Annotated in this window: 19 protein-coding genes and 2 tRNA genes; 9 read left to right on the forward strand and 12 right to left on the reverse strand. The window is 68.6% G+C overall.

The window, feature by feature from the left end; all coding sequences use genetic code 11:
• Positions 1 to 20 precede the first annotated feature (20 nt).
• Positions 21 to 1,037, forward strand: coding sequence for a LacI family DNA-binding transcriptional regulator (locus tag KZC51_RS05725; RefSeq protein WP_247629048.1), 1,017 nt, complete (start codon positions 21 to 23; stop codon positions 1,035 to 1,037).
• A gap of 38 nt (positions 1,038 to 1,075) precedes the next feature.
• Positions 1,076 to 1,807 (forward strand): hypothetical protein, encoded by a 732-nt coding sequence (locus KZC51_RS05730; RefSeq protein ID WP_247629049.1) that lies wholly within the window; start codon positions 1,076 to 1,078, stop codon positions 1,805 to 1,807.
• A gap of 15 nt (positions 1,808 to 1,822) precedes the next feature.
• Here KZC51_RS05730 and KZC51_RS05735 read toward each other — a convergent pair whose 3' ends face one another.
• Positions 1,823 to 2,821 (reverse strand): diacylglycerol/lipid kinase family protein, encoded by a 999-nt coding sequence (locus KZC51_RS05735; protein WP_247629050.1) that lies wholly within the window; start codon positions 2,819 to 2,821, stop codon positions 1,823 to 1,825.
• Positions 2,822 to 2,891: 70 nt separating this feature from the next.
• Here KZC51_RS05735 and KZC51_RS05740 point away from each other — a divergent pair, with 70 nt between their 5' ends.
• Positions 2,892 to 3,431: an RNA polymerase sigma factor gene (locus KZC51_RS05740; RefSeq protein WP_247629051.1), complete on the forward strand. Its 540-nt coding sequence runs from the start codon at positions 2,892 to 2,894 to the stop codon at positions 3,429 to 3,431.
• Between the two features lie 34 nt (positions 3,432 to 3,465).
• Here the strand turns inward: KZC51_RS05740 and KZC51_RS05745 are convergent, their stop codons facing one another.
• Complete coding sequence (locus tag KZC51_RS05745) at positions 3,466 to 3,846, reverse strand: YybH family protein (protein ID WP_247629052.1); 381 nt, start codon at positions 3,844 to 3,846, stop codon at positions 3,466 to 3,468.
• A gap of 138 nt (positions 3,847 to 3,984) precedes the next feature.
• On the opposite strand from KZC51_RS05745, the gene serS reads away from it, so the two are divergent.
• From serS to KZC51_RS05765, 4 genes are all read left to right on the forward strand, one after another.
• Positions 3,985 to 5,301: a serine--tRNA ligase gene (gene serS / locus KZC51_RS05750; RefSeq protein WP_247629053.1), complete on the forward strand. Its 1,317-nt coding sequence runs from the start codon at positions 3,985 to 3,987 to the stop codon at positions 5,299 to 5,301.
• Positions 5,298 to 6,119, forward strand: coding sequence for an HAD family hydrolase (locus tag KZC51_RS05755; protein ID WP_247629054.1), 822 nt, complete (start codon positions 5,298 to 5,300; stop codon positions 6,117 to 6,119). The genes serS and KZC51_RS05755 overlap by 4 nt, the downstream gene beginning before the upstream one ends.
• Positions 6,120 to 6,162: 43 nt before the next feature.
• Positions 6,163 to 6,247 (forward strand) — tRNA-Ser (locus tag KZC51_RS05760).
• Between the two features lie 50 nt (positions 6,248 to 6,297).
• The gene (locus KZC51_RS05765; RefSeq protein WP_247629055.1) at positions 6,298 to 7,536 is read left to right on the forward strand and encodes an LCP family protein; all 1,239 of its coding nucleotides are present in this window, start codon (positions 6,298 to 6,300) and stop codon (positions 7,534 to 7,536) included.
• Positions 7,537 to 7,658: 122 nt separating this feature from the next.
• On the opposite strand, the gene KZC51_RS05770 is transcribed toward KZC51_RS05765, so the two are convergent.
• From KZC51_RS05770 to KZC51_RS05790, 5 genes are all read right to left on the reverse strand, one after another.
• Positions 7,659 to 9,059 (reverse strand): rhamnulokinase, encoded by a 1,401-nt coding sequence (locus tag KZC51_RS05770; protein ID WP_247629056.1) that lies wholly within the window; start codon positions 9,057 to 9,059, stop codon positions 7,659 to 7,661.
• Between the two features lie 139 nt (positions 9,060 to 9,198).
• A complete protein-coding gene (locus tag KZC51_RS05775; RefSeq protein ID WP_247629057.1) occupies positions 9,199 to 11,250 on the reverse strand; it encodes a bifunctional aldolase/short-chain dehydrogenase in 2,052 nt (683 codons plus the stop codon).
• Between the two features lie 22 nt (positions 11,251 to 11,272).
• A complete protein-coding gene (locus tag KZC51_RS05780; RefSeq protein ID WP_247629058.1) occupies positions 11,273 to 12,109 on the reverse strand; it encodes an alpha/beta hydrolase in 837 nt (278 codons plus the stop codon).
• Positions 12,110 to 12,112: 3 nt separating this feature from the next.
• Positions 12,113 to 13,279 (reverse strand): L-rhamnose isomerase, encoded by a 1,167-nt coding sequence (rhaI, locus tag KZC51_RS05785; RefSeq protein WP_247629059.1) that lies wholly within the window; start codon positions 13,277 to 13,279, stop codon positions 12,113 to 12,115.
• Positions 13,276 to 13,671, reverse strand: a complete 396-nt coding sequence (locus KZC51_RS05790) for an L-rhamnose mutarotase (protein ID WP_247629060.1) — start codon at positions 13,669 to 13,671, stop codon at positions 13,276 to 13,278. Before KZC51_RS05790 ends, rhaI begins: the two co-directional genes overlap by 4 nt.
• A 156-nt stretch (positions 13,672 to 13,827) precedes the next feature.
• Between KZC51_RS05790 and KZC51_RS05795 the strand changes: the two genes are divergently transcribed.
• Positions 13,828 to 14,832, forward strand: a complete 1,005-nt coding sequence (locus KZC51_RS05795) for a LacI family DNA-binding transcriptional regulator (protein ID WP_247629061.1) — start codon at positions 13,828 to 13,830, stop codon at positions 14,830 to 14,832.
• Between the two features lie 27 nt (positions 14,833 to 14,859).
• Here the strand turns inward: KZC51_RS05795 and KZC51_RS05800 are convergent, their stop codons facing one another.
• The 3 genes from KZC51_RS05800 to KZC51_RS05810 are packed head-to-tail and all read right to left on the reverse strand — an operon-like array spanning position 14,860 to position 18,639.
• Positions 14,860 to 16,470: an MFS transporter gene (locus KZC51_RS05800; protein ID WP_247629062.1), complete on the reverse strand. Its 1,611-nt coding sequence runs from the start codon at positions 16,468 to 16,470 to the stop codon at positions 14,860 to 14,862.
• A complete protein-coding gene (locus tag KZC51_RS05805; RefSeq protein WP_247629063.1) occupies positions 16,467 to 17,261 on the reverse strand; it encodes an ion channel in 795 nt (264 codons plus the stop codon). Before KZC51_RS05805 ends, KZC51_RS05800 begins: the two co-directional genes overlap by 4 nt.
• Before the next feature lies 1 nt (position 17,262).
• Complete coding sequence (locus KZC51_RS05810) at positions 17,263 to 18,639, reverse strand: hypothetical protein (RefSeq protein ID WP_247629064.1); 1,377 nt, start codon at positions 18,637 to 18,639, stop codon at positions 17,263 to 17,265.
• 141 nt (positions 18,640 to 18,780) lie between these two features.
• Between KZC51_RS05810 and KZC51_RS05815 the strand changes: the two genes are divergently transcribed.
• Positions 18,781 to 18,869, forward strand: a tRNA-Ser gene (locus tag KZC51_RS05815).
• A 227-nt stretch (positions 18,870 to 19,096) separates the two neighbouring features.
• Here KZC51_RS05815 and KZC51_RS05820 read toward each other — a convergent pair.
• Both KZC51_RS05820 and KZC51_RS05825 read right to left on the reverse strand, forming a co-directional pair.
• Positions 19,097 to 20,614 carry a hypothetical protein gene (locus KZC51_RS05820; protein ID WP_247629065.1) on the reverse strand — a complete coding sequence of 506 codons (1,518 nt, stop codon included), beginning with the start codon at positions 20,612 to 20,614 and terminating at the stop codon, positions 19,097 to 19,099.
• Positions 20,607 to 21,365, reverse strand: coding sequence for a hypothetical protein (locus tag KZC51_RS05825; protein ID WP_247629066.1), 759 nt, complete (start codon positions 21,363 to 21,365; stop codon positions 20,607 to 20,609). Before KZC51_RS05825 ends, KZC51_RS05820 begins: the two co-directional genes overlap by 8 nt.
• Between the last annotated feature and the right edge of the window lie 81 nt (positions 21,366 to 21,446).

Raw genomic sequence — 21,446 nt, forward strand, 5'->3', positions numbered from 1 at the left:
TGCACATACGATGAGTGCTGATGAGCAACGAGCGCAGGCACCGGGCGACGGTCAAGGACGTGGCGACCGAGGCGGGAGTGTCCCGAGGCACGGTCAGCCGCGTCCTCAACGGCCAGCCGTACGTGTCGAACGAGGCCCGTGCGGCGATCGAGGCCGCGATCGCGAAGGTCGGATTCGTGCCGAACCGCGCGGCCCGGAGTCTGGTGATGCAGCGCACGCAGGCGATCGGCCTGATCGTGCACGAGCCGCACTCGCTCTTCATCGAAGACCCCAACATCGGGGCGATCCTGCTGGGCGCCAATGCGGCGCTGTCCGAGGCGGACTACCAGCTCTCCTTCCTCATCGCCGATTCGGCTCGTGACATCGAGCGGCTCGCCCGCTACCTCACCGGCGGCCTGATCGACGGCGTCATCGTCGTGTCCGCCCGCGAAGGGGATCCGATCACCAAGGCCATCGCGCAGCTCGACCTGCCCGCGACGTTCGTCGGTCATCCGCACGACATCGGCGACGCGGCCTACGTCGCGATCGACAACCGAGGAGCGGCACGCGAGATCACCCGGCGGCTCGCGGCGACCGGACGGCAGCGCATCGGGATGATCGCCGCCGCGCTGGATCGCGACTCGGGTGCCGATCGCCTGGCCGGATTCGTCGACGCCAGGGGCAACGACTTCGATCCTCGCCTCGTGCAGCGCGTTCCGCTGTACTCCTATGCCGACGGGCAGGCCGGCATGCGCGCGCTGCTGGAGACGTGTCCCGACATCGACGGTGTCTTCGCCGCGAGCGACGCGGTCGCGGCGGGGGCCATGGACGTGCTGCAGGCCGCGGGGAAGCGCATCCCTGCGGACGTGGGGATCGTCGGGTTCGACGACAGCTCGTGGGCGCTGCGCTGCGACCCTCCTCTCTCCACCATGCGGCAGTCGGCGAATGAGCTCGGCCGGGCCGCCGCCGAATCCGTGCTCGCGCAGCTGCGCAGAGAGGCCCCCTCGACGGAGAGTCGGATCCTGGAGTGCGCCGTGGTGTGGCGAGAGTCCGCCTGAGAGGTGCGCCGAGGAGACCCCGCCAGTACCCTGGTGGCATGACCTCCCCGCTGCGTGTCCTCACATCCGTCGCCGGTGTCTTCGCAGCGGCGCTGCTCGTCGCCGGATGCACGGCCGGCCCAGGAGCCCAGTCGCCGACGAGCTCTCCGGCGCCGAGCGCTGACAGCAACGACGATGCGAACGACATCGAGGGCACGCTGCTCGACGACGGACGCATGTTCGCCGTCGTCACGTGGGGCTCGTCGACGTGCGTGCCGCAGGTCGACGAGGTCACCGGATCCGGTCAGAACGTGACCGTGACACTGGTCGAGCCCAGGGGCGACGACGGCGCAGAGAAGGCATGCACCGCCGACATGGCGCCGCGCGCGAGCGTGGGGGCGCTGCCCGAGGGTGTCGACCCGACATCCGACGTCACCCTGAAGGTCACCTACGGCGACCTGGTCGAGGACGTGGACCTGGACGGCAACGCTGCCTTCGCCGGCACGCCGGGATCATCGACCGAGTACCTGCCTTCGGCCGGGTGGGTCGACGACAGCAACCTCGTGCTGCTGACCTGGGGATCGTCGTCGTGCCCTCCGGTGATCGAGTCGGTGGAGGGTTCCGGCAGCTCTGGAACGGTGACCTTCGTGACCGATGACACCAAGGCGTGCACCATGGACATGGCCCCGCGCGCCACGATCGTCAGCTTCGGCGACGACCAGATCGACGACGACGGCTTCACGCTCACGCTCGTCGGCGGCGGACTCGAGGGCGACGTCACGGTCAGCTGACCCGCGTCGCGCGGGTCAGGACGAGATGATCCGGTGCCCGGCCGGCAGCGCCAGCAGGAGCGCGCCGGGGTCGACGCGGCAGGTGATGCGCCCGGCTTCGCCGAACTCATCGCCGTCGAGTTCGATGGGGATCGGTGTCGATGCGGCGGCCTCGGCGGCGAGTCCGCGGAAGTAGTGCACCGAGGCGTCCTTCCCGCGGCGCTCCAGCACGCGGCGTCCGGCCCGAAACCGCCGCAGTACCGAGTTGTCCCACCAGATCTTGCGCCACACCCCGAGCCAGCCGAGCATCCCGGTCGGCTGGATCACGGCGACGTCGAGCGTGCCATCGGTGATCGACCCGTCCGGGATCAGCGCGATGCCCGCGGGCAACGTGCCGCAGTTCGCGAACAGGATGCTGTGCACCTTGGTGCTGTGCAGACGTCCTTCGTCGATCTGGTAGACGGCGCGGAACGGCTTCGCTCCGGCGAGTGAGCGCGCGGCCCCGTCGACGTAGGCGATCCATCCGACCGACTTCTTCAGATCAGACCGGGTGTTCGCGATCATGTCGGCATCCAAGCCGATGCCCGCGAGCACAACGAAGGCATGTTCGGTGTCGCTGCCGTCCTCGCGTGTGATCCGGGCCCAGCCGATGTCGATCGGGAGTCGGTGGTCGCCCAGCGCCGCACGGATCATCTCGGCGGGATCGGTGAGGGGCAGGCCGAGGTTGCGGGCGAGGAGGTTGCCCGTGCCGCTGGGCAGGATCGCCAGCGGGACCCCGGTGTTCGCGATGGCCTCGGACACCGCGCGCACCGTGCCGTCGCCACCGGCGACGAGGACGACGTCCACCCCGCGGGCGAGTGCTTCGGCGGTGGCGGCCTGCCCGGCATCCTCGATCGTGGTCGTGTAGAACGCGGGATGCTCCCACCCGGCCTCGCGGCTCAGGTCCCGCACGGCCGCGCGCAGGTGCTTCTCGTCGACCTTGATGGGGTTGTAGACGAGCGCCGCCTGGCGTCGAGCGGAAGCGCGCTTCGTCATGGCGCTACTCTAAACCCGCACCCGACCCCACCCCTTCACGGTCGGGCGGGCGCGGCAGGAGGAGAGGCAGATGGGCGAGCGGACACCGCACGTGGACGGGAATCAGGGGCGCACACTCCTCTCGACGATGCTCGCCGACGAGCCGCAGCGGCTTCGGCGCCGCAGCATCTCGCTCGGGGTGCCGGTGGACGATGCCGACGATGCGGCGCAGACCGCGCTGCTGCGGGCATGGCGTTCGATCGAGCACCTCGAGGTGCCAGAACCGGGACGACTCTGCTCGTGGCTCGACGCGATCGCGCGCAACGTCGCCATCGACCTCGCGCGACACCGCGCGCGGCATCCGGAGGCCGTGCTCGATGACGCGACGCCCGACCCCGGGAGTGTGGCCGGAGTCGTCGAGATCAGAGTGCTGCTCGACGGCGCCCTGTCGGCTCTGCGCGCTCTGCCGGAATCGCTGCGCGCGCCGCTGCTGCTGACGGTGGTCGATGGACTGTCGACCACCGAGGTGGCGGATCGTCTGGGCATCGAGCCGGCAGCCGCGCGGCAGCGGATCTCCCGTGCGCGAAAGGCGATGTCGGCCTGCCGGAAGTCGGGGATGGAGGCGGACTGAGGGAGACCGGCCGGCCGGACGGCCTCCCCGCAGGTCACGCGGTGCCGAAGGGGTTGTCGATCACGTAGCGCCATCCGTGCGTCTCATCGTGCACAGCGACGTCGGCGGTCGTGCCGGCGAGCGCGATCGGCGAGCCGTCGGGAGCGGTGCCGTCGATCGTCCAATCGGCGACGGCGAGGCCCACGCCGTCATGCTCGAACACGTGGCGGACGTTCATCACGATCGGCAGGTTCAGGCCGAGGAACTGCTCGAGCGCGCCGCGCACGGCATCCTCACCCGTGACGGGCTGACCCGGAGCGGGGACGAAGACGACGGCGGGGGCGTTCAGCGCCATCAGCCCCTCGAGGTCGCGGGCGTTGAACCGGTCGGCGAAAGCCAGGTTCAGCTGGTCCAGGGAGGTGACGGGAGTGCTCATGGGCGTCCTTTCATGCGGGTCGGCGGGATGACGACCACTGTGGAGAAAGACGTCGCCGCGTCGAAGGTGTGACATCCGGGGTCGACGAGGCGCTCTGCGCCGGGAATCGGCCTCAGACGGGCACCGTAGAATCGATGGATGATCGACCTCGCACTCCTCCGCGAACACCCGGAGATCGTCCGCCGTTCACAGGCAGCCCGTGGCAACGACCAGGGCACCGTCGACGTCGCACTCGAGGCCGATCGATCGCGCCGCGCGGCGCTCGCCGCGTTCGAGGAGCTGCGCGCCGAGCAGAACGCCTTCGGCAAGCAGGTCGCCAAGGCCCCCAAAGAGGAGAAGGCCGCGCTCGTCGCGCAGGTCAAGGACCTCGCCGAGCGCGTCAAGCTCGCCCAGCAGGCGGCCGGAGCGGCAGCGGATGAGGCGGCTGCAGCGCTCGCCCGCATCGAGAACGTCGTCATCGATGGTGTTCCTGCGGGGGGCGAGGCGGACTTCGTCGAGCTGCGCCGCGTCGGCGACGTGCCGTCGTTCGACTTCGAGCCTCGCGACCACCTCGAGCTGGGGGAGATCCTCGGCGCGATCGACATGGAGCGCGGAGCCAAGGTCTCCGGCGCCCGGTTCTACTTCCTCCGCGGCATCGGTGCGCGTCTCGAGATCGCCCTCATGAACCTCGCGCTCGACAAGGCTCTGCAGAACGGCTTCGTCCCGCTGATCACTCCCACGCTCGTGCGCCCGGAGATCATGCAGGGGACCGGCTTCCTCGGCGAGCACGCCGATGAGGTCTACCACCTCGACAAGGACGACGACCTCTACCTGGTCGGTACCAGCGAGGTCGCGCTCGCCGGCTACCACAAGGACGAGATCGTCGACCTGTCCGATGGCGCCCTGCGTTACGCCGGATGGTCGACCTGCTACCGCCGCGAGGCCGGCTCGCACGGCAAGGACACCCGCGGCATCATCCGCGTGCATCAGTTCAACAAACTGGAGATGTTCGTCTACATCGACCCCGCCGATGCCGAGGCCGAGCACCTGCGGCTGGTCGCACTCCAGGAGGAGATGCTCACCTCGCTCGGGCTCGCCTACCGCGTGATCGACGTCGCTGCCGGCGACCTGGGCTCGAGCGCCGCACGCAAGTACGACATCGAGGCGTGGGTCCCGACCCAGGGCGCGTTCCGCGAGCTCACCTCGACCTCGAACTGCACCACCTATCAGGCGCGTCGGCTCGATGTGCGACACCGGCCGGCCGCCGATGCTTCGGCGACCCCGGGGCGCGAGGCGAAGACCCAGCATGTCGCGACGCTGAACGGCACGCTGGCCACCACACGCTGGATCGTCGCTCTGCTCGAGACGCATCAGCAGGCGGATGGTTCGGTGCGGGTTCCCGAAGTGCTGCGGCCATACCTCGGCGGGCTCGAAGTGATCGAGCCGACGCATCGATCGGCACAGGGGTCCGAATGACCGCTCCGTGGCTGGTCGGGCTCGACGTCGACGGCACGATCCTGCTGCAGGACGAGACGATGAGCCCCGGCGTACCGGAGGCCGTCGCCCGCGTGCGCGATGCCGGGCACGAGGTGACGATCGCCACGGGTCGCAGCTGGATGGCGACTCGGCGCTACGTCGAGGAGCTCGGACTGACGGCGGAGTACGTCGTGTGCTCCAACGGTGCGGTCACGATGCGGCGCGTGGGTGCCGAGTGGGAGCGATGGAACGTCGAGACCTTCGACCCGGCTCCTGTGCTCGCGCTGCTGCGCGACCGTCTTCCCGAAGCCCGCTACATGGTGGAGCTCGCCTCGGGGCAGCGGCTGTACACCGAGCAGCTCGACGACTGGACGCTCGACGGTGGACGCCGGGTGAGTTTCGACGAGCTCGCCGCGGAGCCCGTCTCCCGCGTCGTCGTGGTCTCGCCGGGACACGACGAGGAGGACTTTCACCGTCTGGTGGCCGACGCGGGCCTCAACGAGGTCTCCTACGCGATCGGCTGGACCGCCTGGCTCGACATCGCCCCGCAGGGCGTCGACAAGGGGACGGCGCTGGAGCAGGTGCGCGTCGCGCTCGGCCTCCCCGAGGAACGCGTGCTGGTCGCCGGGGACGGACGCAACGACATCGGCATGTTCGGCTGGGCCCGGGCGCTCGGCGGACGCGCGGTGGCGATGGGGCAGGCGCCCGATGTGGTCAAGGACGCCGCCTCCGAGGTCACCGGCGATGTGGCCGACGGAGGGCTGGCGATGGCGCTGGGCACGCTTCCAGCACCCGCTCAGGTGCGCGCGGGACAATAGAACTCGGCTAGACTCACGCCTTGTCGACAGATGCGTCTGTCGAGGAGGGTTGTCCGAGCGGCCGATGGAGCTGGTCTTGAAAACCAGTGGGCAGAGATGTCTCGTGGGTTCGAATCCCACACCCTCCGCATTACGAGCACGGTGACCCCGCACCGCACGCCGATCCGAAAGGCCCCGAGTGAGCGAATCCACCCGCCGCCGTCGCACCATCGCACGGCACGGCCAGCTCCGCAGCCCCGGACCGGTCAGCCAGCTGCTCAAGTTCATCGCGATCGGCCTCGCCGTGGTGCTCGTCAGCGGCGTGGGTGTAGCCGCATACATCGCCTACGACTTCTCGAGCACCGTCGCGGCCAACGCCGTCGACCTCGACGGGCAGGAAGCCGTTCCGCCGAACATCGGCGAGTACGAGGGCGGCTTCAACATGGTCCTCGCCGGCGTCGACACCTGCGAGGAGAAGTACGCCTCGCTCTTCGGTGAGCGGTGCAGCGGCAGCGACTCCGAGGGGTCGCTCAACGACGTGAACCTCCTGGTGCACGTCTCGGAGGAGCCGCGCCGGATCACCGTCGTCAGCTTCCCCCGAGACCTCATGATCCCGATCCCGGAGTGCACCGACGACGAGGGCAACGTCCACTCGGCCATGAGCAAGCAGCCGCTCAACGTGGCGTACAGCGATGGCGGTCTCAACTGCGTCGTGCAGACCATCTCCCAGCTCAGCGGCCAGGAGGTGCAGTTCGCGGCATCCGTCACGTTCGGCGGCGTGATCGAGATCACCAACGCGATCGGCGGCGTCGACGTGTGCCTGGCGAACCCGATCAGGGACCGTTACACGGGTCTCGACATGTCGGCAGGTACCCACACGGTGGAAGGGCTGCAGGCGCTGCAGTTCCTGCGCACGCGTCATGGTGTCGGCGACGGCAGCGACCTCGGGCGCATCGGCAACCAGCAGCAGTACATGTCGAGCCTGGCGCGCAAGCTCATCAGCGGCGAAGTGCTCGGCAACGTGCCCGTCATGCTGAAGCTGGCCAACACCGCGCTGAGCAACCTCGAGGCGAGCACCTCGCTCGCCAACAACCCGATGACGATCGTGCAGATCGCCCTCGCGGTCAAGGAGGTGCCGTTCGAGGACATCGTCTTCGTGCAGTACCCGACCGGTGCGGACTACGCCGACCCGAACAAGGTCGTGCCGAACACCGAAGCGGCCACGGCGCTCTGGGACGCGATCGAGGCCAACGCCCAGCTGCAGATCACGCACGAGAACACCAGCAACGACGGCGTGGTCGTCGAGGAACCCGCGGCCCCGACCGAAGAGGTGACGCCGGATCCCACGGCCACCCCGGAGAACGTCGTCGCGCTGCCGAACACGATCAAGGGCAACTCGGCCGCCCAGCAGACCTGCTCGAACGGCAACGTCCGCTAGATCGGGAAGGGCGGGTGTTCGTGCCCGCATGTGCGGTCGGTCGTGCGCCACGTGCGCCACGTGCGCACGGCATCACATGTGCCGCGGGCCAGCAGCGGTGCCAGCGCGGGGCGAGGCTGCTGTCAGGCCTGCGGCTCGAAGCGCTCCGGCTCATGCGTCGCGGCGACCAGCGCGCGCAGCTCCTCGAGCGACGAGGGTGCGGCGCCCAGGGCGCGGGCCTGTACGAGCACGTTGCCGAGTGCGGTGGCCTCCACCGGCCCCGCGAACACCGGCAGTCCAGTGCGGTCCGCCGTGGCCTGGCAGAGCAGGCGGTTCAGCGAGCCGCCCCCGACGAGGTGGATGCGGTCGAGCTCGCGACCGGACAGATCAGCCGCGGTCTGCACGGCCTGCGCGAACGCGGTCGCGATCGACTCCACGATCGAGCGGGCGAACGCCGGCCTCGAGGCGGGGGCATCCGCGCCGAGCAGTGCAGCGATGCGCGCGGGCATGTCGCCGGGGGTGCTGAGGCTGGGGTCGTCGGCATCGAAGAGCGGCACGTCGCCGCTGACCTCGGAGGCGGCGGCGAGGAGCGCGGGGAGGTCGATGGCCGAGCCGTCCTCCGCTTCCCACGCGCGCACGGTCTCGCTGAGCAGCCAGAGCCCGGTGACGTTGTGAAGGAAGCGGTAGCGGCGGTCGACGCCGAGTTCGTGCGTGAAGTTGGCCTCGCGCGCGGCATCCGTCAGCACCGGCGCGGCGAGCTCGATGCCGACCAGCCCCCACGTGCCGCACGAGATGTACGCCGAGTGCGGCGTCGACAGGGGAGCGGCGACGACAGCGGATGCCGTGTCGTGCGAGCCGACCGCGATCACCGGCAGATCCTTGCCGATGCGTGCGGCGAGCTCGGGGCGCAGGCGGCCGATGGTCGCGCCGGGGTCGATCAACGTCGGCAGGATGCGCGGCGGAATGCCCAGGCGGTCTGCCAGCGCCGTGTCCCACTCGCTGTCCGCGACGCCGAGCAGGCCGGTGGTCGAGGCGTTCGTGCGCTCTGCGGCGGCGGTGCCGGTGAGCAGGAACGCGATCAGATCGGGGATCAGCAGCGCGGTGTCGGCCTCGGCGAGGTGCGTCTCGACCCGGTACTGGTACAGCGTGTTGAACGGTAGGAACTGCAGTCCGTTGCACGCATACAGCTCGGGGAAAGACGCGATGGAGTGCACCTCCTCGACACCGCGGACGGTGCGCTCATCGCGGTACTGGAAGGGCTCTGCGAGGAGTTCGCCGTCTTTCACCAGGCCGTAGTCGACGGCCCATGAGTCGATGCCGATGCTCTCGATGCCCGGCTCCCGGCGCACCGCCTCGGCGAGCCCGTCGAGCACGTGCTCGTACAGCGCGCCGAAGTCCCAGTGCAGGCCGTCCGCACGCTCGACAGGACCGTTCGGGAAGCGCGACACGAGCTCGAGGTCGAGCACGCCCTCGCCGATGCGCCCGATCATGACGCGTCCACTGGTCGCGCCGAGGTCGACCGCGGCGACACTGCGGGTGCTCATGCGAGTGCCGCGTCGTTCGTCGAGTGCACGGCATCCGCGCGAGTGCACGGGTCCGCAGCGTCGGCAGGTCGTGCACTCGACGCCAGGCCGTGCACTCGGTGGTGGTGCCGGCGGTGGTGGTGCCGGCGGTGGTGGGGGCTCATCGCAGGAAGGCCGCGGCGACGCCGGAGTCCACCGGGATGTGCAGACCCGTCGTGCGGCTGAGCTCGGGACCGGTCAGCACGTACACGGCATCCGCGACGTTCTCGGGCACGACCTCGCGCCCCAGGATCGTGCGGTTGGCGTAGAACTGACCGAGGTCCTCTTCGGCGACACCGTAGGTCGCGGCGCGGTTCGCGCCCCAGCCCGAGGCGAAGATGCCGGAGCCGCGGACGACGCCGTCGGGGTTGATGCCGTTGACGCGGATGCCGAACTCGCCGAGCTCGACCGCGAGCAGACGCACCTGGTGCGCCTGGTCGGCCTTGGTCGCGGAGTAGGCGATGTTGTTCGGGCCGGCGAAGACCGAGTTCTTCGACGAGATGTAGATGATGTCGCCGCCGAGCTTCTGGTCGATCAGCACGCGGGCGGCGGCCTTCGACACGAGGAACGAGCCCTTCGCCATGACATCGTGCTGCAGGTCCCAGTCCTTCTCAGTGGTCTCCAGCAGCGGCTTCGACAGCGACAGGCCGGCGTTGTTGACGACGAGGTCCACGCCGCCGAACGCCAGCACCGCGTCGTTCAATGCCGCCTGGATCGCGTCGGCGTCTGCCACGTTGGCCGCGACACCGATCGCGACGTCGGTGCTGCCGAGCTCCGCCGCTGCGGCCTGGGCCTTCTCGAGATCGAGATCGGCGATGACGACGCAGGCTCCTTCGGCCGCGAGGCGGGTGGCGATCGCCTTGCCGATGCCACTGGCGGCGCCGGTCACGAACGCGATGCGTCCCTGGTGCGACTTCGGCTTCGGCATCCGCTGCAGCTTGGCCTCTTCCAGCGCCCAGTACTCGATGCGGAACTTCTCGGCGTCGGAGATGGGGGAGTAGGTGGAGAGCGACTCGGCGCCGCGCATCACATTGATCGCGTTGACATAGAACTCGCCGGCGACGCGCGCCGTCTGCTTGTTCGCGCCGTACGAGAACATGCCGATGCCCGGCACCAGCACGATGAGCGGGTCGGCACCGCGGATGGCGGGAGACTCGGCGGTCGCGTGCGCGTCGTAGTACGCCTGGTAGTCGGCGCGGTACTGGGCGTGCAGCTCGTGCAGGCGGGCGATCTGCTCCTCGGCGGTCGCGCTCGCGGGGAGGTCGAGGATCAGCGGCTTGACCTTGGTGCGCAGGAAGTGGTCAGGGCAGCTGGTGCCGAGGGCGGCGAGCTCGGGAGCGCGCTTCGAGGCGAGGAAGTCGAGCACGACGTCGGAGTCGGTGAAATGGCCGACCATCGGCTTGTCGGTCGAGGCGATGCCGCGGATAGTGCCGGCCAGGGCGGCGGCGCGCTCACGGCGCTCGGCTTCCGGAAGGGCCTCGAAGCCGGAGCGGACTCCGCCGAACGGAGCAGTCTTACCGTTGGCCTCGATGTACGCGGCCGCGGTGTCGATGATCCACAGCGAGTTCGCCTCCGCCTCATCCGAGGTGTCGCCCCACGCGGTGATGCCGTGGCCGCCCAGGATGCAGCCGATCGCCTGCGGGTTCGCAGCCTTGATCGCGGCGATGTCCAGTCCGAGCTGGAAGCCGGGGCGGCGCCACGGCACCCACACGACACGCTGCCCACCAGCACCGTCGCCGAAGATCGTCGTGGTCAGTGCTTCGCCGTCTGCCGCGGTCGCGATCGCGATGCCGGAGTCCGGGTGCAGGTGGTCGACGTGCGCGGCATCCACGAGTCCGTGCATCGCGGTGTCGATCGACGGAGCAGCCCCGCCCTTGCCGTGCAGGCAGTAGTCGAACGCCGCGACCATCTCGTCTTCGCGGTCCAGGCCCGGGTACACGTCGACGAGGGCGCGCATGCGGTCCAGACGCAGCACCGCGAGGCCCTGTTCGGTGAGCGTGCCCAGGTCGCCGCCCGAACCCTTCACCCACAGCAGCTCGACCGGCTGCCCGGTCACCGGATCGGTGTCGGTGCCCTTCGCCGAGGTGTTGCCGCCGGCGTAGTTGGTGTTCTTCGGGTCGGCGCCCAGGCGGTTGCTGCGCGCGATCAGCGCGGCGGCGGTCGGGTTCGTCATCAGAGTCGTGTCCTTGGTTCGATCAGGCAGAAGGGGAGAGGATGCGCGCCGCGAAGCGCTCGATGGAGGCGGCCGCCGCACGGTGCTCCGGCCGATTGAGGTGCCCGTGGGTGGTGTCCGGCTCGGTCGACACGTCGACCTCGACGTCGGCGGCGCGCAGCGCTCGGGCGAAATCCTCACCGGAGACGCGCAGCTCGTCGACGCTGCCGTTGATCATGATCGTCGCAGGGAAGCCGACGAGCTCGGCGGCGGACGCCGTTCCGGGAACCGCGTAGATGTCGGCGGAGTCCACCGGGCCACCGAGGTAGTTCTCGTACATGCCCCGCACGGCCTCGGGGGAGAAGAGATCTGCGGACGGGTCCGCGTCGAGCGCAGCCCGCAGCGCGGCGTCGGGGGTCGACTGCACGGCATGCAGCGTCGGGTAGGCGAGCACGGCGAGTGCCGGAACAGGGCCGTCACTGTGCACCAGCCGCAGAGCCGCGCCCGCCGCGAGGTTGCCGCCCGCGCTCGCGCCGCCGAGCGACCAGGGGCCGGGAGCGAGCCCGGAATCCACGGCCCATCGGAATGCGAACTCGACCTCCTCGGAAGCGATCGGATAGTGCACGCCGTCGCGCGGGCTGCTCCCGGCGTCCGCAGCCCAGGCAGCGGGCAACGGAGCGAGGGCGTAGTCCACCGACACCACGGTGATCCCGCGCTCGGCGAAACGTTGCGCGACCCAGTCGGCTTCGGGCATGTCGAGGTCTCCGCCGGCGAACCCACCACCGTGCACCCAGACCAGGCCGGGGCCCGCGGGCTCCGGCGCGGCGTAGACGCGTAGTGTGAGCGGGCCGTGAGGCCCCGCGACCACGATGTCGTTCATGGTTCAGGCGCCCCAGCCGGCCTGCACGCCGCCCACGCGCTCGGCGGCGATCTGCTGCTGGTAACCGGATGCCGCGTACGCCGCCATCGGGTCGCCCGCGAGCCCGCGCGACTCGCGCCACTCCGCGAGGGCAGGGCGCACGTCGGTGTAGAACGCGTCCATGAAGACAGCGTTCGCGGCGAGCACGTCGCCAGACTTCTGCGCCGCGGTGAGCGCGTCGCGGTCGACCAGCAGCGCACGCGCCGTCATCTCCTGCACGTTCAGCACGGAGCGGATCTGGCCGGGGATCTTGTCCTCGACGTTGTGGCACTGGTCGAGCATGAAGGCGACGTCGGGGTTGTTCAGGCCGCCGCCGCGCACGACCTCGAAGAGGATGCGGAACAGCTGGAACGGGTCCGCCGCGCCGACGATGAGGTCGTCGTCGGCGTAGAAGCGCGAGTTGAAGTCGAAGGAGCCGAGCTTGCCGAGACGCAGCAGCTGCATCACGATGAACTCGATGTTGGTGCCGGGCGCGTGGTGGCCGGTGTCGAGGCAGACCATGGCCTTGTGGCCGAGCGAGCTCACCTGCGCGTAGGAGGTGCCCCAGTCGGGAACATCGGTGTGGTAGAACGCCGGCTCGAAGAACTTGTACTCGAGCACCAGGCGCTGGTCGTCGCCGAGGCGGGCGTAGATCTGCTGCAGCGACTCCTGGAGGCGGTCCTGGCGGCCGCGCAGGTCGGCCTGCCCGGGGTAGTTCGAGCCCTCGGCCAGCCAGATCTTGAGGTCGCGGCTGCCTGTGGCGTCCATCACGTCGATGCAGGCGAGGTGGTGGTCGATCGCCTTCTGGCGGATGGCGGCGTCTTCGTGCGTCAGCGCGCCGAACTTGTAGTCGTCGTCCTGGAAGGTGTTGGAGTTCACGGTGCCGAGCTCGACACCCAGGTCCTCGGCGTGCCTGCGCAGGTCGGAGTAGGAGTCGACGACGTCCCACGGGATGTGCAGCGCGACGGACGGGGCGAGCGCCGTGTATTTGTTCACCTGGGCGGCGTCGGCGATCTTCTCCCACGGGTCGCGCGGCGTGCCCGGCGTGCCGAAAACCTTGAAGCGGGTGCCGGAGTTGCCGAACGCCCAGCTGGGGAGCTCGATCCCCTGCTGTTCGAGAGCGGAGAGGTGTTCGGGGGAGAGCGTGCTCACGATGCGCTGCCTTCTGAGTCGGTGGGGGGTGCGGAGTTGTCGGATGGTGCGTGCGCGCCGGTGGCGGCGAGTTGGTCTTCGAGATGGAACACCTCGGAGAGCGGAGCGGCGGCCTGATCGGGGCGGCCGTCGAGCCCGGCGAAGAAGCGGCTCATCTCGGCTTCCCACCGCGCAGCGACGGGGGATGCTGCGAGATACGCCTGGGCGGCGGCGTCGTCATCGGTCTCGTAGTAGCCGATGAGCGTGCCGTGGTCGCCGAGGAAGAGCGAGTAGTTGCGGCGGCCGGCGGCGGCGATCTCCGCCAGCATCTCCGGCCACACCGGCGAGTGCCGGGCGAGGTACTCGCCGAGGAGCTCGGGGCGCACCTGGAGTTGGAAGGCGACGCGGGTCATGTCACATCTCCATCGAAGGAATGAATCGTTTCAAAAGTCGTTCGTGATCGACGATAAGCGATACGTTGACGGCTGTCAAGGTGGCGTGAGACGCTGGATGGGCGTGCCGAGATGATCTGTTTCACCGCGCATCTCGAGAGGGCGGCAAGGAGTTCCATGGCGGTCAACGTGCGCGAGGTCGCCGAAGATGCCGGAGTGTCCGTCGGCACCGTCTCGAACGTGCTGAACCGACCCGACAAGGTGTCCCCTGCCACGGTCGCCCGCGTGCAGGCATCGATCGCACGACTCGGGTTCGTGCGCAACGACGCGGCGCGGCAGCTGCGGGCAGGACGCAGCAGGACCATCGGTCTCGTCGTGCTCGACATCCGCAACCCGTTCTTCGCCGAGATCGCCCGGGGGGCGGAGGAGCGCGCCGATGAACACGGCCTCTCCGTGCTGATCGCCAACAGCGACGAGCAGCCGCAGCGCGAGCTGAGGCACCTCGACCTCTTCGAGGAGCAGCGGGTCGCTGGTGTGCTCGTGACCCCGCTGAGCGAGGCATCCCCCCAACTGGCGCAGATCCGCGACCGGGGGACTCCGGTCGTCCTGGTCGACCGCGAGTCGCTCGACGGGGCGTTCGCCGCCGTATCCGTCGACGACACCGAGGGCGGCCGGCTCGCGACCGAGCATCTGCTCGCGCTCGGACGCCGCCGCATCGCCTTCGTCGGGGGACCGGCGTCTCTGCGCCAGGTGTCGGATCGCCAGGCGGGGGCGCAGGCCGCAGCGAGCGAGGGGGGTGCGGCGCTCGACTTCATCGCGACCACGGTGCTCAGCGTCGAGGAGGGGCGCCGGATCGGGCGGCACATCCTGGAGCGGGAGCCCGCGGACCGCCCCGACGCGATCTTCGCCGCCAACGATCTGCTCGCCCTCGGCATCCTGCAGAGCCTGGTGATGACGGGCGACGCCCGCGTGCCACAGGACATCGCGCTGATCGGGTACGACGACATCGACTTCGCCGCCGCCGCGGTCATCCCGTTGAGCTCGGTGCGCCAGCCGGCCGCCCTCATCGGATCGACCGCTGTCGACCTGCTGCTGCGGGGCCAGGGCGGGGATGCGCCGGTGCGTGAGCATGTGCTGTTCCGCCCCGAGCTCGTCGCGCGGGCCTCCACGCTCGGATCCTGATCCGCGTCATGCCGGCGGCACCGCGCGTCAGGGACGTGCGCTCGCTCGGCGTCTGACCGCGATCTCGGTCGGAATGCCGCGGGAGAACAGCAGCGACAGCAGGCTGATCAGGATGAGGCCGAAGAACGAGACCCGCAGCGACGACAGCTGCGAATCGCGATAGATCTGCGCGAGGGTGCGCGCGTCTTCGTCGCTCAGGCCCGCATCTTCAGCGATCGCCGTGACCGTGCTCGCCGGCACGATCGTGACGCCCTGCTCGGTGGCCGCGCTGATCGTGGTTCTGGTCTCGGCCGGGAGGTCGCTGTGCGCAACGCCCGAGGCGAACGACGTCGACAGCGCCCCGATCAGGATCGAGCCGATGAGCGCCGTGCCGAGCGATGAGCCGAGGTTCTGGAACACTCCCTGGAGTCCGCCCACCTCGCTGGTCTGCGACTCGGAGACGCTCGACATGTTCACGTTCCCCAACTGCGAGGCCAGGAGTCCGAGCGCGCTGCCGGCGAGGAACATCCCGAAAGCGAAGAGGCCGTTGCGCAGATCGCTCGTCGCAGAGCCCAGCAGCACGACCGCGCTCACCACGAGCAGCAACTGCCCCGTGCGGACGATCGCGCGCGGTGTCATCCGATGCGACAACCGCGTGCCGACGATCGAGAACAGCACCAGCGACACCGACAGCGGGAAGATGCGGATCCCGGTCTCCAGGGCGTCGAGCCCGAGGGTCATCTGCAGGTAGACCGGCACCATGAAGAACAGCCCCGCGGTCACCGCATACTGCGCGCCGAGGACCGAGAGTCCGCTGCGGAGAGACGTGATCGAGAACATCCGCACGTCCACGAGGGGCGCGCGGTCCTGCTCCGCCAGGCGTCGCTGGCGCGTGATGAAGACCGCGACGAGCGCGCCACCGAGCGTCATGAACCAGGCGCTCAGCGAGATGCCCAGGGGTGCGAGGGGGACGCCGCCGATCTCGGGCGTCGCCAGCGGCGCGATCCAGCCCCAGATCTTGCTCTGGAGCATGCCGTACACGACGAACACCAGCCCGACCGAGGAGAGCGCGACGCTCAGGACGTCGATGCGCGCGCTCTGCCTGGTGCCGGCGTCGGTGATGATCCGCGCGCAGGCCACGACGGCGAGCATGATCACCACCTCCGCGACGAACACGTAGCGCCAGTCGAAGTACGTCGTCACCGCCCCGCCGATCAGCGGACCGGCCGCGACCGCCGCCCCCGACACCGCACCGATGATCGCGAACGCGGTGACGCGGTCGGCGCCATGGTAGTTGTCGGCCACCAGGGCGGCGATCGCCGGGATCACGAGCACGGCGCCGAGTCCTTCGATCACCGACCATCCGAGGAACAGGAGCTGCACGTTCGGACTCAGTGCGGTGATCAGCGAACCGGCCGCGTAGATGCACGAGCCCACCACGAACGCCCGGCGGCGGCCCCACACGTCGCCGAGCTTGGCGCCGAGCAGCATGAACGCCGCCATGGTCAACGTGTAGAACGTGATCGCGGCCTGCATGGCGGAGACACTTGTGCCGAGATCGGTGACGACGGTCGAGATGGACACGTTCATCACGGTGCCGTCGAGCACCATCACGAACTGCGCGCATCCCAGCACGCCGACCACGGCCCACTTCTTCATGGCATCTCCTTCGGGCTGTGCAGCACATCGGGCGCCGTGGTCGGTCTGCCCGCACCACGCATGATGCGGGCGACGGCGGTGATGAGGAAGAACTGCCCGGTGATCGCCTCGGTGACTGCGACAGTCTGCGCGCCGGTGCTGACGGGCACGAGGTTGCCATAACCAGTGGTCGTCAGGGTGGTGAACGAGAAGAACACCTGGTTCGCGAGTGAATCCCCCTCGGCGCCGTCGAAGATCGGAGCGGGCGACAGGAGGGAGAGCAGGTTGAGCATGAACGCGAAGAACAGGCCGACCAGCACGTACGCTGTGATCGCTGCGAGCAGAGCCTCGACGTTGAGCCCGCGCCGGGTCGCCTGATGGCCGATGATCCGGGCGGGGGCGATGAGGAGGGCGAGCAGTGATGCGGCAGACAGCACAACATCAAGTGCCTGTCCCTCGGCGCCGAGCAGCGTCGCCACGATCGTCGCGATCGCCGCGACCGACAGCACGGCCCAGGCGACGTGCTGCACGAACGGGCGCGCGTCGGTGACACGGAACACGACGGCGACCGTCGCGAGGATCACGAGGAAGGCGATCGGGTTCGGATCCGTCGTGCGCTGCCGTGCGCACAGCCCGTAGCACGCCACGAGGAGGATGAGGAGCACCGCGTAGCCGATCAACGCCGCCGTATCGGTGCCGAACCGGGGATCTGCTCGTCTCCGTGCTCGGTCGCGAAGGGCGTGTGCCATGCCCGGGCGGGGCACGTCGGTCTTGTCAAGGTCTCGCGCGTCGGAGTTCGCCTCGGCGGTCACGTCAGCTCTCCCGACCTGCGGCGGCGGCGCTCACCGGCACCTCGCCCGCTTCCTCGGCTGTGGCATCGACCTCCGCAGGCGGCTGCTCCGCGAGCTCGAACAACAGCACGCCCAGCGTGGCGAGCGCCAGCGTCCAGATCACGAGGCTCGGCGTCAGCGGCCGCACCAGCAGCACCACCGCTGCACCGATCACAGCGACCACGACACGCAGCAGAGTACGTTGCGCATACAGCCACCGGCCGACGCGACCCGTCGTCACCCCGTGACGCTCCCACCCCGCGCGCAGCCGTGCGGTACCGGCGTTGGTCGCGGCGCGCAGCCGGGTGGGCACGGCGAAGGGGCCGCAGAACCAGACGACGACGGCGACCACGAGGGAGAGCACCAGTACGGCGATGGCCGTGTCGCGCATGGCTCCGGTGAAGGTCTCGAACATCACACCCCCGGCGTCGGGTGAGACCGGCCCCGAGCGCATCGCGGCGTCGAAGAAGAGGCGACCGATCGCGAATCCGGCGAGCAGGATCACCATCGACCCGGCCAGTGCGAGGGCGGCCGTGATCCCGGCTGTCCAGCGGCGATGCGCGGCGATGACTCCGGCGGCGAGCAGCAGGAGCGAGATCCACGGCAGCCACACCCCCGCCGATACCGCGAGTCCGTAGGCGAGCTGCACCGTCGGGAGGGCATCGGAGGTCGCGACGACGATCGTGCGATCGACCGTCGGGATCGCCGCGGCGAAGCCCACGCCGCGGTCGACCAGTGCATCCTTCACGGCGTCGATGATCGGCGCGAGCTGGATGCCGATCGTGCCTTCGGCGCCCAGGTCGAGCGCCACGGTCGGGTCGTTCTGCAGCGCGCCGGTGAGCTGGGCATGGCTCACCCGGAGAGCGGAAGCCCACACGTTCGCGAACGCCTCCGATTCCACGAACCTCGCGACCACGCTCGCGACGAGGGACTGGAGGCCCTGAGCTGCCGGCCCCTTCAGCAGCTCCAGCGCGCGGGTCGCCCTGTCGCCGGTCCCGAGGTCGATGATCCCGTCGATCACGTCGGACGTCAGGGTCGGGATGTCGACCTGCTCGTCGATCACCGCGATCACCTGGGTCGTGATGAGCGACTGGATGGCGGGGTCGTCGGCCAACGGCGCGTAACTCGCGACGAACCGTTCGGTGTCGGTCAGCTGCACGTTCGCCCAGGTGGCGACGACGGCGACCGGCGCGAGCAGAGCGCCGAGCGTGATCAGCGCCGTGGCCAGAAGTGTGCGTCCCCAGGTGCGTCGGGAGCGACGTTCGACAGGGGTGTCGGACGGCAGAGCGGCTCGCAGCGTCGCGTTCTCCGCCTCCAGTGCCTGCAGTCGCTGCTGCAGCTCCTCCGTCGTCGAGGCCATCAGGTGCTCCGATCCGTGAGTCGGCGGGATCAGGGTCAGTATGGCAGGGCGCGACGGCGATGAGAATGGCCCGTGGTTCGATCGTGCTGTTCGAACCCGTTATGATGGCTAGGTGCATCCGTGCTTTCGGGTCGGATGCCTGGAGACGTCGCATAGTCCGGCCGAGTGCACCACCCTGCTAAGGTGGAGTCCCCGCAAGGGGACCAGGGGTTCAAATCCCCTCGTCTCCGCAGTAGATTCCCTGGTCAGAACCCGTTTTGCGGTTCTGTTCGACCGTTACTCCTTCCGATGGTTCGTGTTCTTTCGCGATTTCAGGGGAGTGTGAGGGGAGCGCAGCGTTCAGACGACGCAGCGCCTCCATGTCTTGCGCCTCACCGAGAACATGCGCGTAGACCCTCAGAACGGTGTGCGGATCGTACTCAGGCGGGCGTCAGCGCCGCGGCGAAGCGACGCGGCTTCAGAAGAGCATTAGCGCCTCTTGTTCGGCGACACGATCCTGCACCAGTGCAAGCGCCCGCTCGACATCAAACTCGACCCCCGCCTCAACCGCCGTCGCCTGAGAGTCTCGAAGGATAGCGTCAGGGTCGGTCGGGAGCTTCGACAGATCGATGCGCGCGAGGAGCTTCTTCGTGATCGGGCGCTTTGAGTCCCAGAACACCAGCGACTCGATGAAAAGCCGAGCCTCGGCGCTGTTGAGCTGAGCGGCCACGACGGCGGCCTCCGTGCCGTCCTCGAATGGCAGGAAGTAGCAGGTGTCATCAAGTACCACTGGCTGGTCCTGGATCGGCGCGACCAGGCGGAAGATTGCCTCCTTATGCAGACCCGACACGGCGACCTTGAAGGGCGCGTACGTGTAGTCACCGTGGCCGAACACCGAGAAGCGCGGACGGTTGCGATAGATCGACGACTTACGCCCGTCCAACGCCTCAGCATTAGCGCTCAGGTAGTCCCACAGCTTCGGTGCGACCATCGCGAGGTGCGACGTGTCCGCGCCAAAGGTCTTCTGGGGTACCAGCACCCACTTTCTGAGCGCGCGGTGCTTGCCTCGGAAGATGTCGGTGCACTTGAGCAGGGGAAAGACGTACTCACTCTCAACATCGAGAACGACCCCCTGCGCTGTCGTCGGCGCGGGCGTGGCATCAAGTTCGAAGACCTTGGAGGCGTCATGCTTCAACCCCGAGCGCCAGACCAGGGACGAAACCCCGTCGGCCTCGCGAACGGCGAGGTATCCATCGACATCAGATACGAGACGACCATCGACCACGCCAAACCGGCTCGTCGGCTCCGCGTCCGGAGCGAACACATCCTCAAAGACGTTCACCGTGTAATCGGGGGTGTTGCTCGGGTCAGCCGTGACGACGAACAGACACGCATCGACGGCGGCATCGAACCACCGCTTCGCATCAATCCGGTACACACTGGCGGAGGCGATGGGAAGCTTCGCCGCCGCCGCGTGCTCGATGACGTTCCGAGCAACCTGCGTCTTGCAGAGCATCGCAAGCTGGAGCGCCTCTTTGCGCAGGTCCCCGAGGCACTTCAAGATGATGTACTCGCACACGTCGAAGTTTGATCCTCCGAGCAGGGCGTCGAAGCCCTTTGCGCCCTTGAAGTTCTCCTTCGGCGGGAGGTTCTTGGAGTCCATGCGGTTGAGTTCCGCTGAAGTGACCCACGGTGGGTTGCCCACGACTCGTAGTGGGCCGTTGGTCTGCCACTCGACATCCGTCGCAAGGTCACTAAGGAAGATGTTGCCGACCGATACGCGCGCCCACTTCGATGCCTGTTCGGCGTACTCCGGCTGGATCTCAAGACCGACCCGCTCTGTGCCCGGCTGCAGGACTGCCGAGGCATGGAGGAAAGAGCCGACCCCGCACGTCGGCTCTAGAACACGCGCGTCATCCGGGAGCCCCACCACGCGGAGGCACTGCTCCGCCAATGCGAGCGGAGTCTGGAAGTCGCCGAACTCGTTGTTAGGCACTTAGATCCACCACTTCGGGCGCGATGGTCCCCGCGATAGCGGTCGAGATCGCTCGACTATACGCAAGTCTCCATTGGAGCGCGTTGGAGATCGTGAGCACACCCTGTTCCGGCACATCATCGACCAAGCGCTCGGCGAGTACACGCCGACTCACTTCATCAAGGGGAATGTTCTTGTCTTCGAGCAGGGCGTCGAGGTCGTCTATCACGGATTCCCGATTCCCGAACGGACCATCTGACAGTTGTTCGACCATCGATCGGATCTGAGTGGTCAATATATAGTCGCCGGTCCGCGCCTGATCGATGTAGACCACATGCTTGATGTCGAGGAAGGCCGCCCGTTGTTCGGAGTCGTCTACCTTGACGTAGACAATGACGAGCAGATTGTACCCGAGCCCGTAGATCTTCTGGGTGGCGTCCCGGTACGGGCACGACGACTGAGGCTTCGACAGGGAGGTTACTTTGAGGTCTGTGTTCAGAGTTGGGAAGTCGAGACCGTTTGCCGCGTTGCCAACGGTGAGGTCGAAGCGCTGTTGGAGGTACGTCTTGAATCCCGCCTCAACTGCGGTCCCAACCGCCTTGCCATCGGTGGCGTTATACAGGCCGGGGAATGGCGTCGTTCGCAACTCGGCGGCGAACTCGGATGCCGCAACGTGGAACAGATCACGTGTGAGCGGGGGTAGGGACGGCACAGGCGGGACCTCAGGATCTCGGAGAGCGGTTCGGTGGGAGCGCGCGTAGAGGCTCATCATTGATTACGTGCAAGAGTACCGAGCGCGTATGCCCGACCCCGTGAACGCCGCGCAACGGCCACAGGGACACTAGCCCGGCTG

The sequence above is a fragment of the Microbacterium croceum genome, from assembly GCF_023091245.1.
Classification (GTDB): Bacteria; Actinomycetota; Actinomycetes; order Actinomycetales; family Microbacteriaceae; genus Microbacterium; species Microbacterium croceum.

What these genes read in the sequence shown, in the direction of transcription:
- KZC51_RS05810 (WP_247629064.1), bottom strand. Translation starts at nt 18,639, where the DNA reads ATGGCCTCGACGACGGAGGAGCTGCAGCAGCGACTGCAGGCACTGGAG.
- KZC51_RS05795 (WP_247629061.1), top strand. Translation starts at nt 13,828, where the DNA reads ATGGCGGTCAACGTGCGCGAGGTCGCCGAAGATGCCGGAGTGTCCGTC.
- KZC51_RS05800 (WP_247629062.1), bottom strand. Translation starts at nt 16,470, where the DNA reads ATGAAGAAGTGGGCCGTGGTCGGCGTGCTGGGATGCGCGCAGTTCGTG.
- KZC51_RS05825 (WP_247629066.1), bottom strand. Translation starts at nt 21,365, where the DNA reads ATGATGAGCCTCTACGCGCGCTCCCACCGAACCGCTCTCCGAGATCCT.
- KZC51_RS05745 (WP_247629052.1), bottom strand. Translation starts at nt 3,846, where the DNA reads ATGAGCACTCCCGTCACCTCCCTGGACCAGCTGAACCTGGCTTTCGCC.
- serS (WP_247629053.1), top strand. Translation starts at nt 3,985, where the DNA reads ATGATCGACCTCGCACTCCTCCGCGAACACCCGGAGATCGTCCGCCGT.
- KZC51_RS05725 (WP_247629048.1), top strand. Translation starts at nt 21, where the DNA reads ATGAGCAACGAGCGCAGGCACCGGGCGACGGTCAAGGACGTGGCGACC.
- KZC51_RS05730 (WP_247629049.1), top strand. Translation starts at nt 1,076, where the DNA reads ATGACCTCCCCGCTGCGTGTCCTCACATCCGTCGCCGGTGTCTTCGCA.
- KZC51_RS05780 (WP_247629058.1), bottom strand. Translation starts at nt 12,109, where the DNA reads ATGAACGACATCGTGGTCGCGGGGCCTCACGGCCCGCTCACACTACGC.
- KZC51_RS05790 (WP_247629060.1), bottom strand. Translation starts at nt 13,671, where the DNA reads ATGACCCGCGTCGCCTTCCAACTCCAGGTGCGCCCCGAGCTCCTCGGC.
- KZC51_RS05735 (WP_247629050.1), bottom strand. Translation starts at nt 2,821, where the DNA reads ATGACGAAGCGCGCTTCCGCTCGACGCCAGGCGGCGCTCGTCTACAAC.
- KZC51_RS05755 (WP_247629054.1), top strand. Translation starts at nt 5,298, where the DNA reads ATGACCGCTCCGTGGCTGGTCGGGCTCGACGTCGACGGCACGATCCTG.
- KZC51_RS05740 (WP_247629051.1), top strand. Translation starts at nt 2,892, where the DNA reads ATGGGCGAGCGGACACCGCACGTGGACGGGAATCAGGGGCGCACACTC.
- KZC51_RS05775 (WP_247629057.1), bottom strand. Translation starts at nt 11,250, where the DNA reads ATGACGAACCCGACCGCCGCCGCGCTGATCGCGCGCAGCAACCGCCTG.
- KZC51_RS05770 (WP_247629056.1), bottom strand. Translation starts at nt 9,059, where the DNA reads ATGAGCACCCGCAGTGTCGCCGCGGTCGACCTCGGCGCGACCAGTGGA.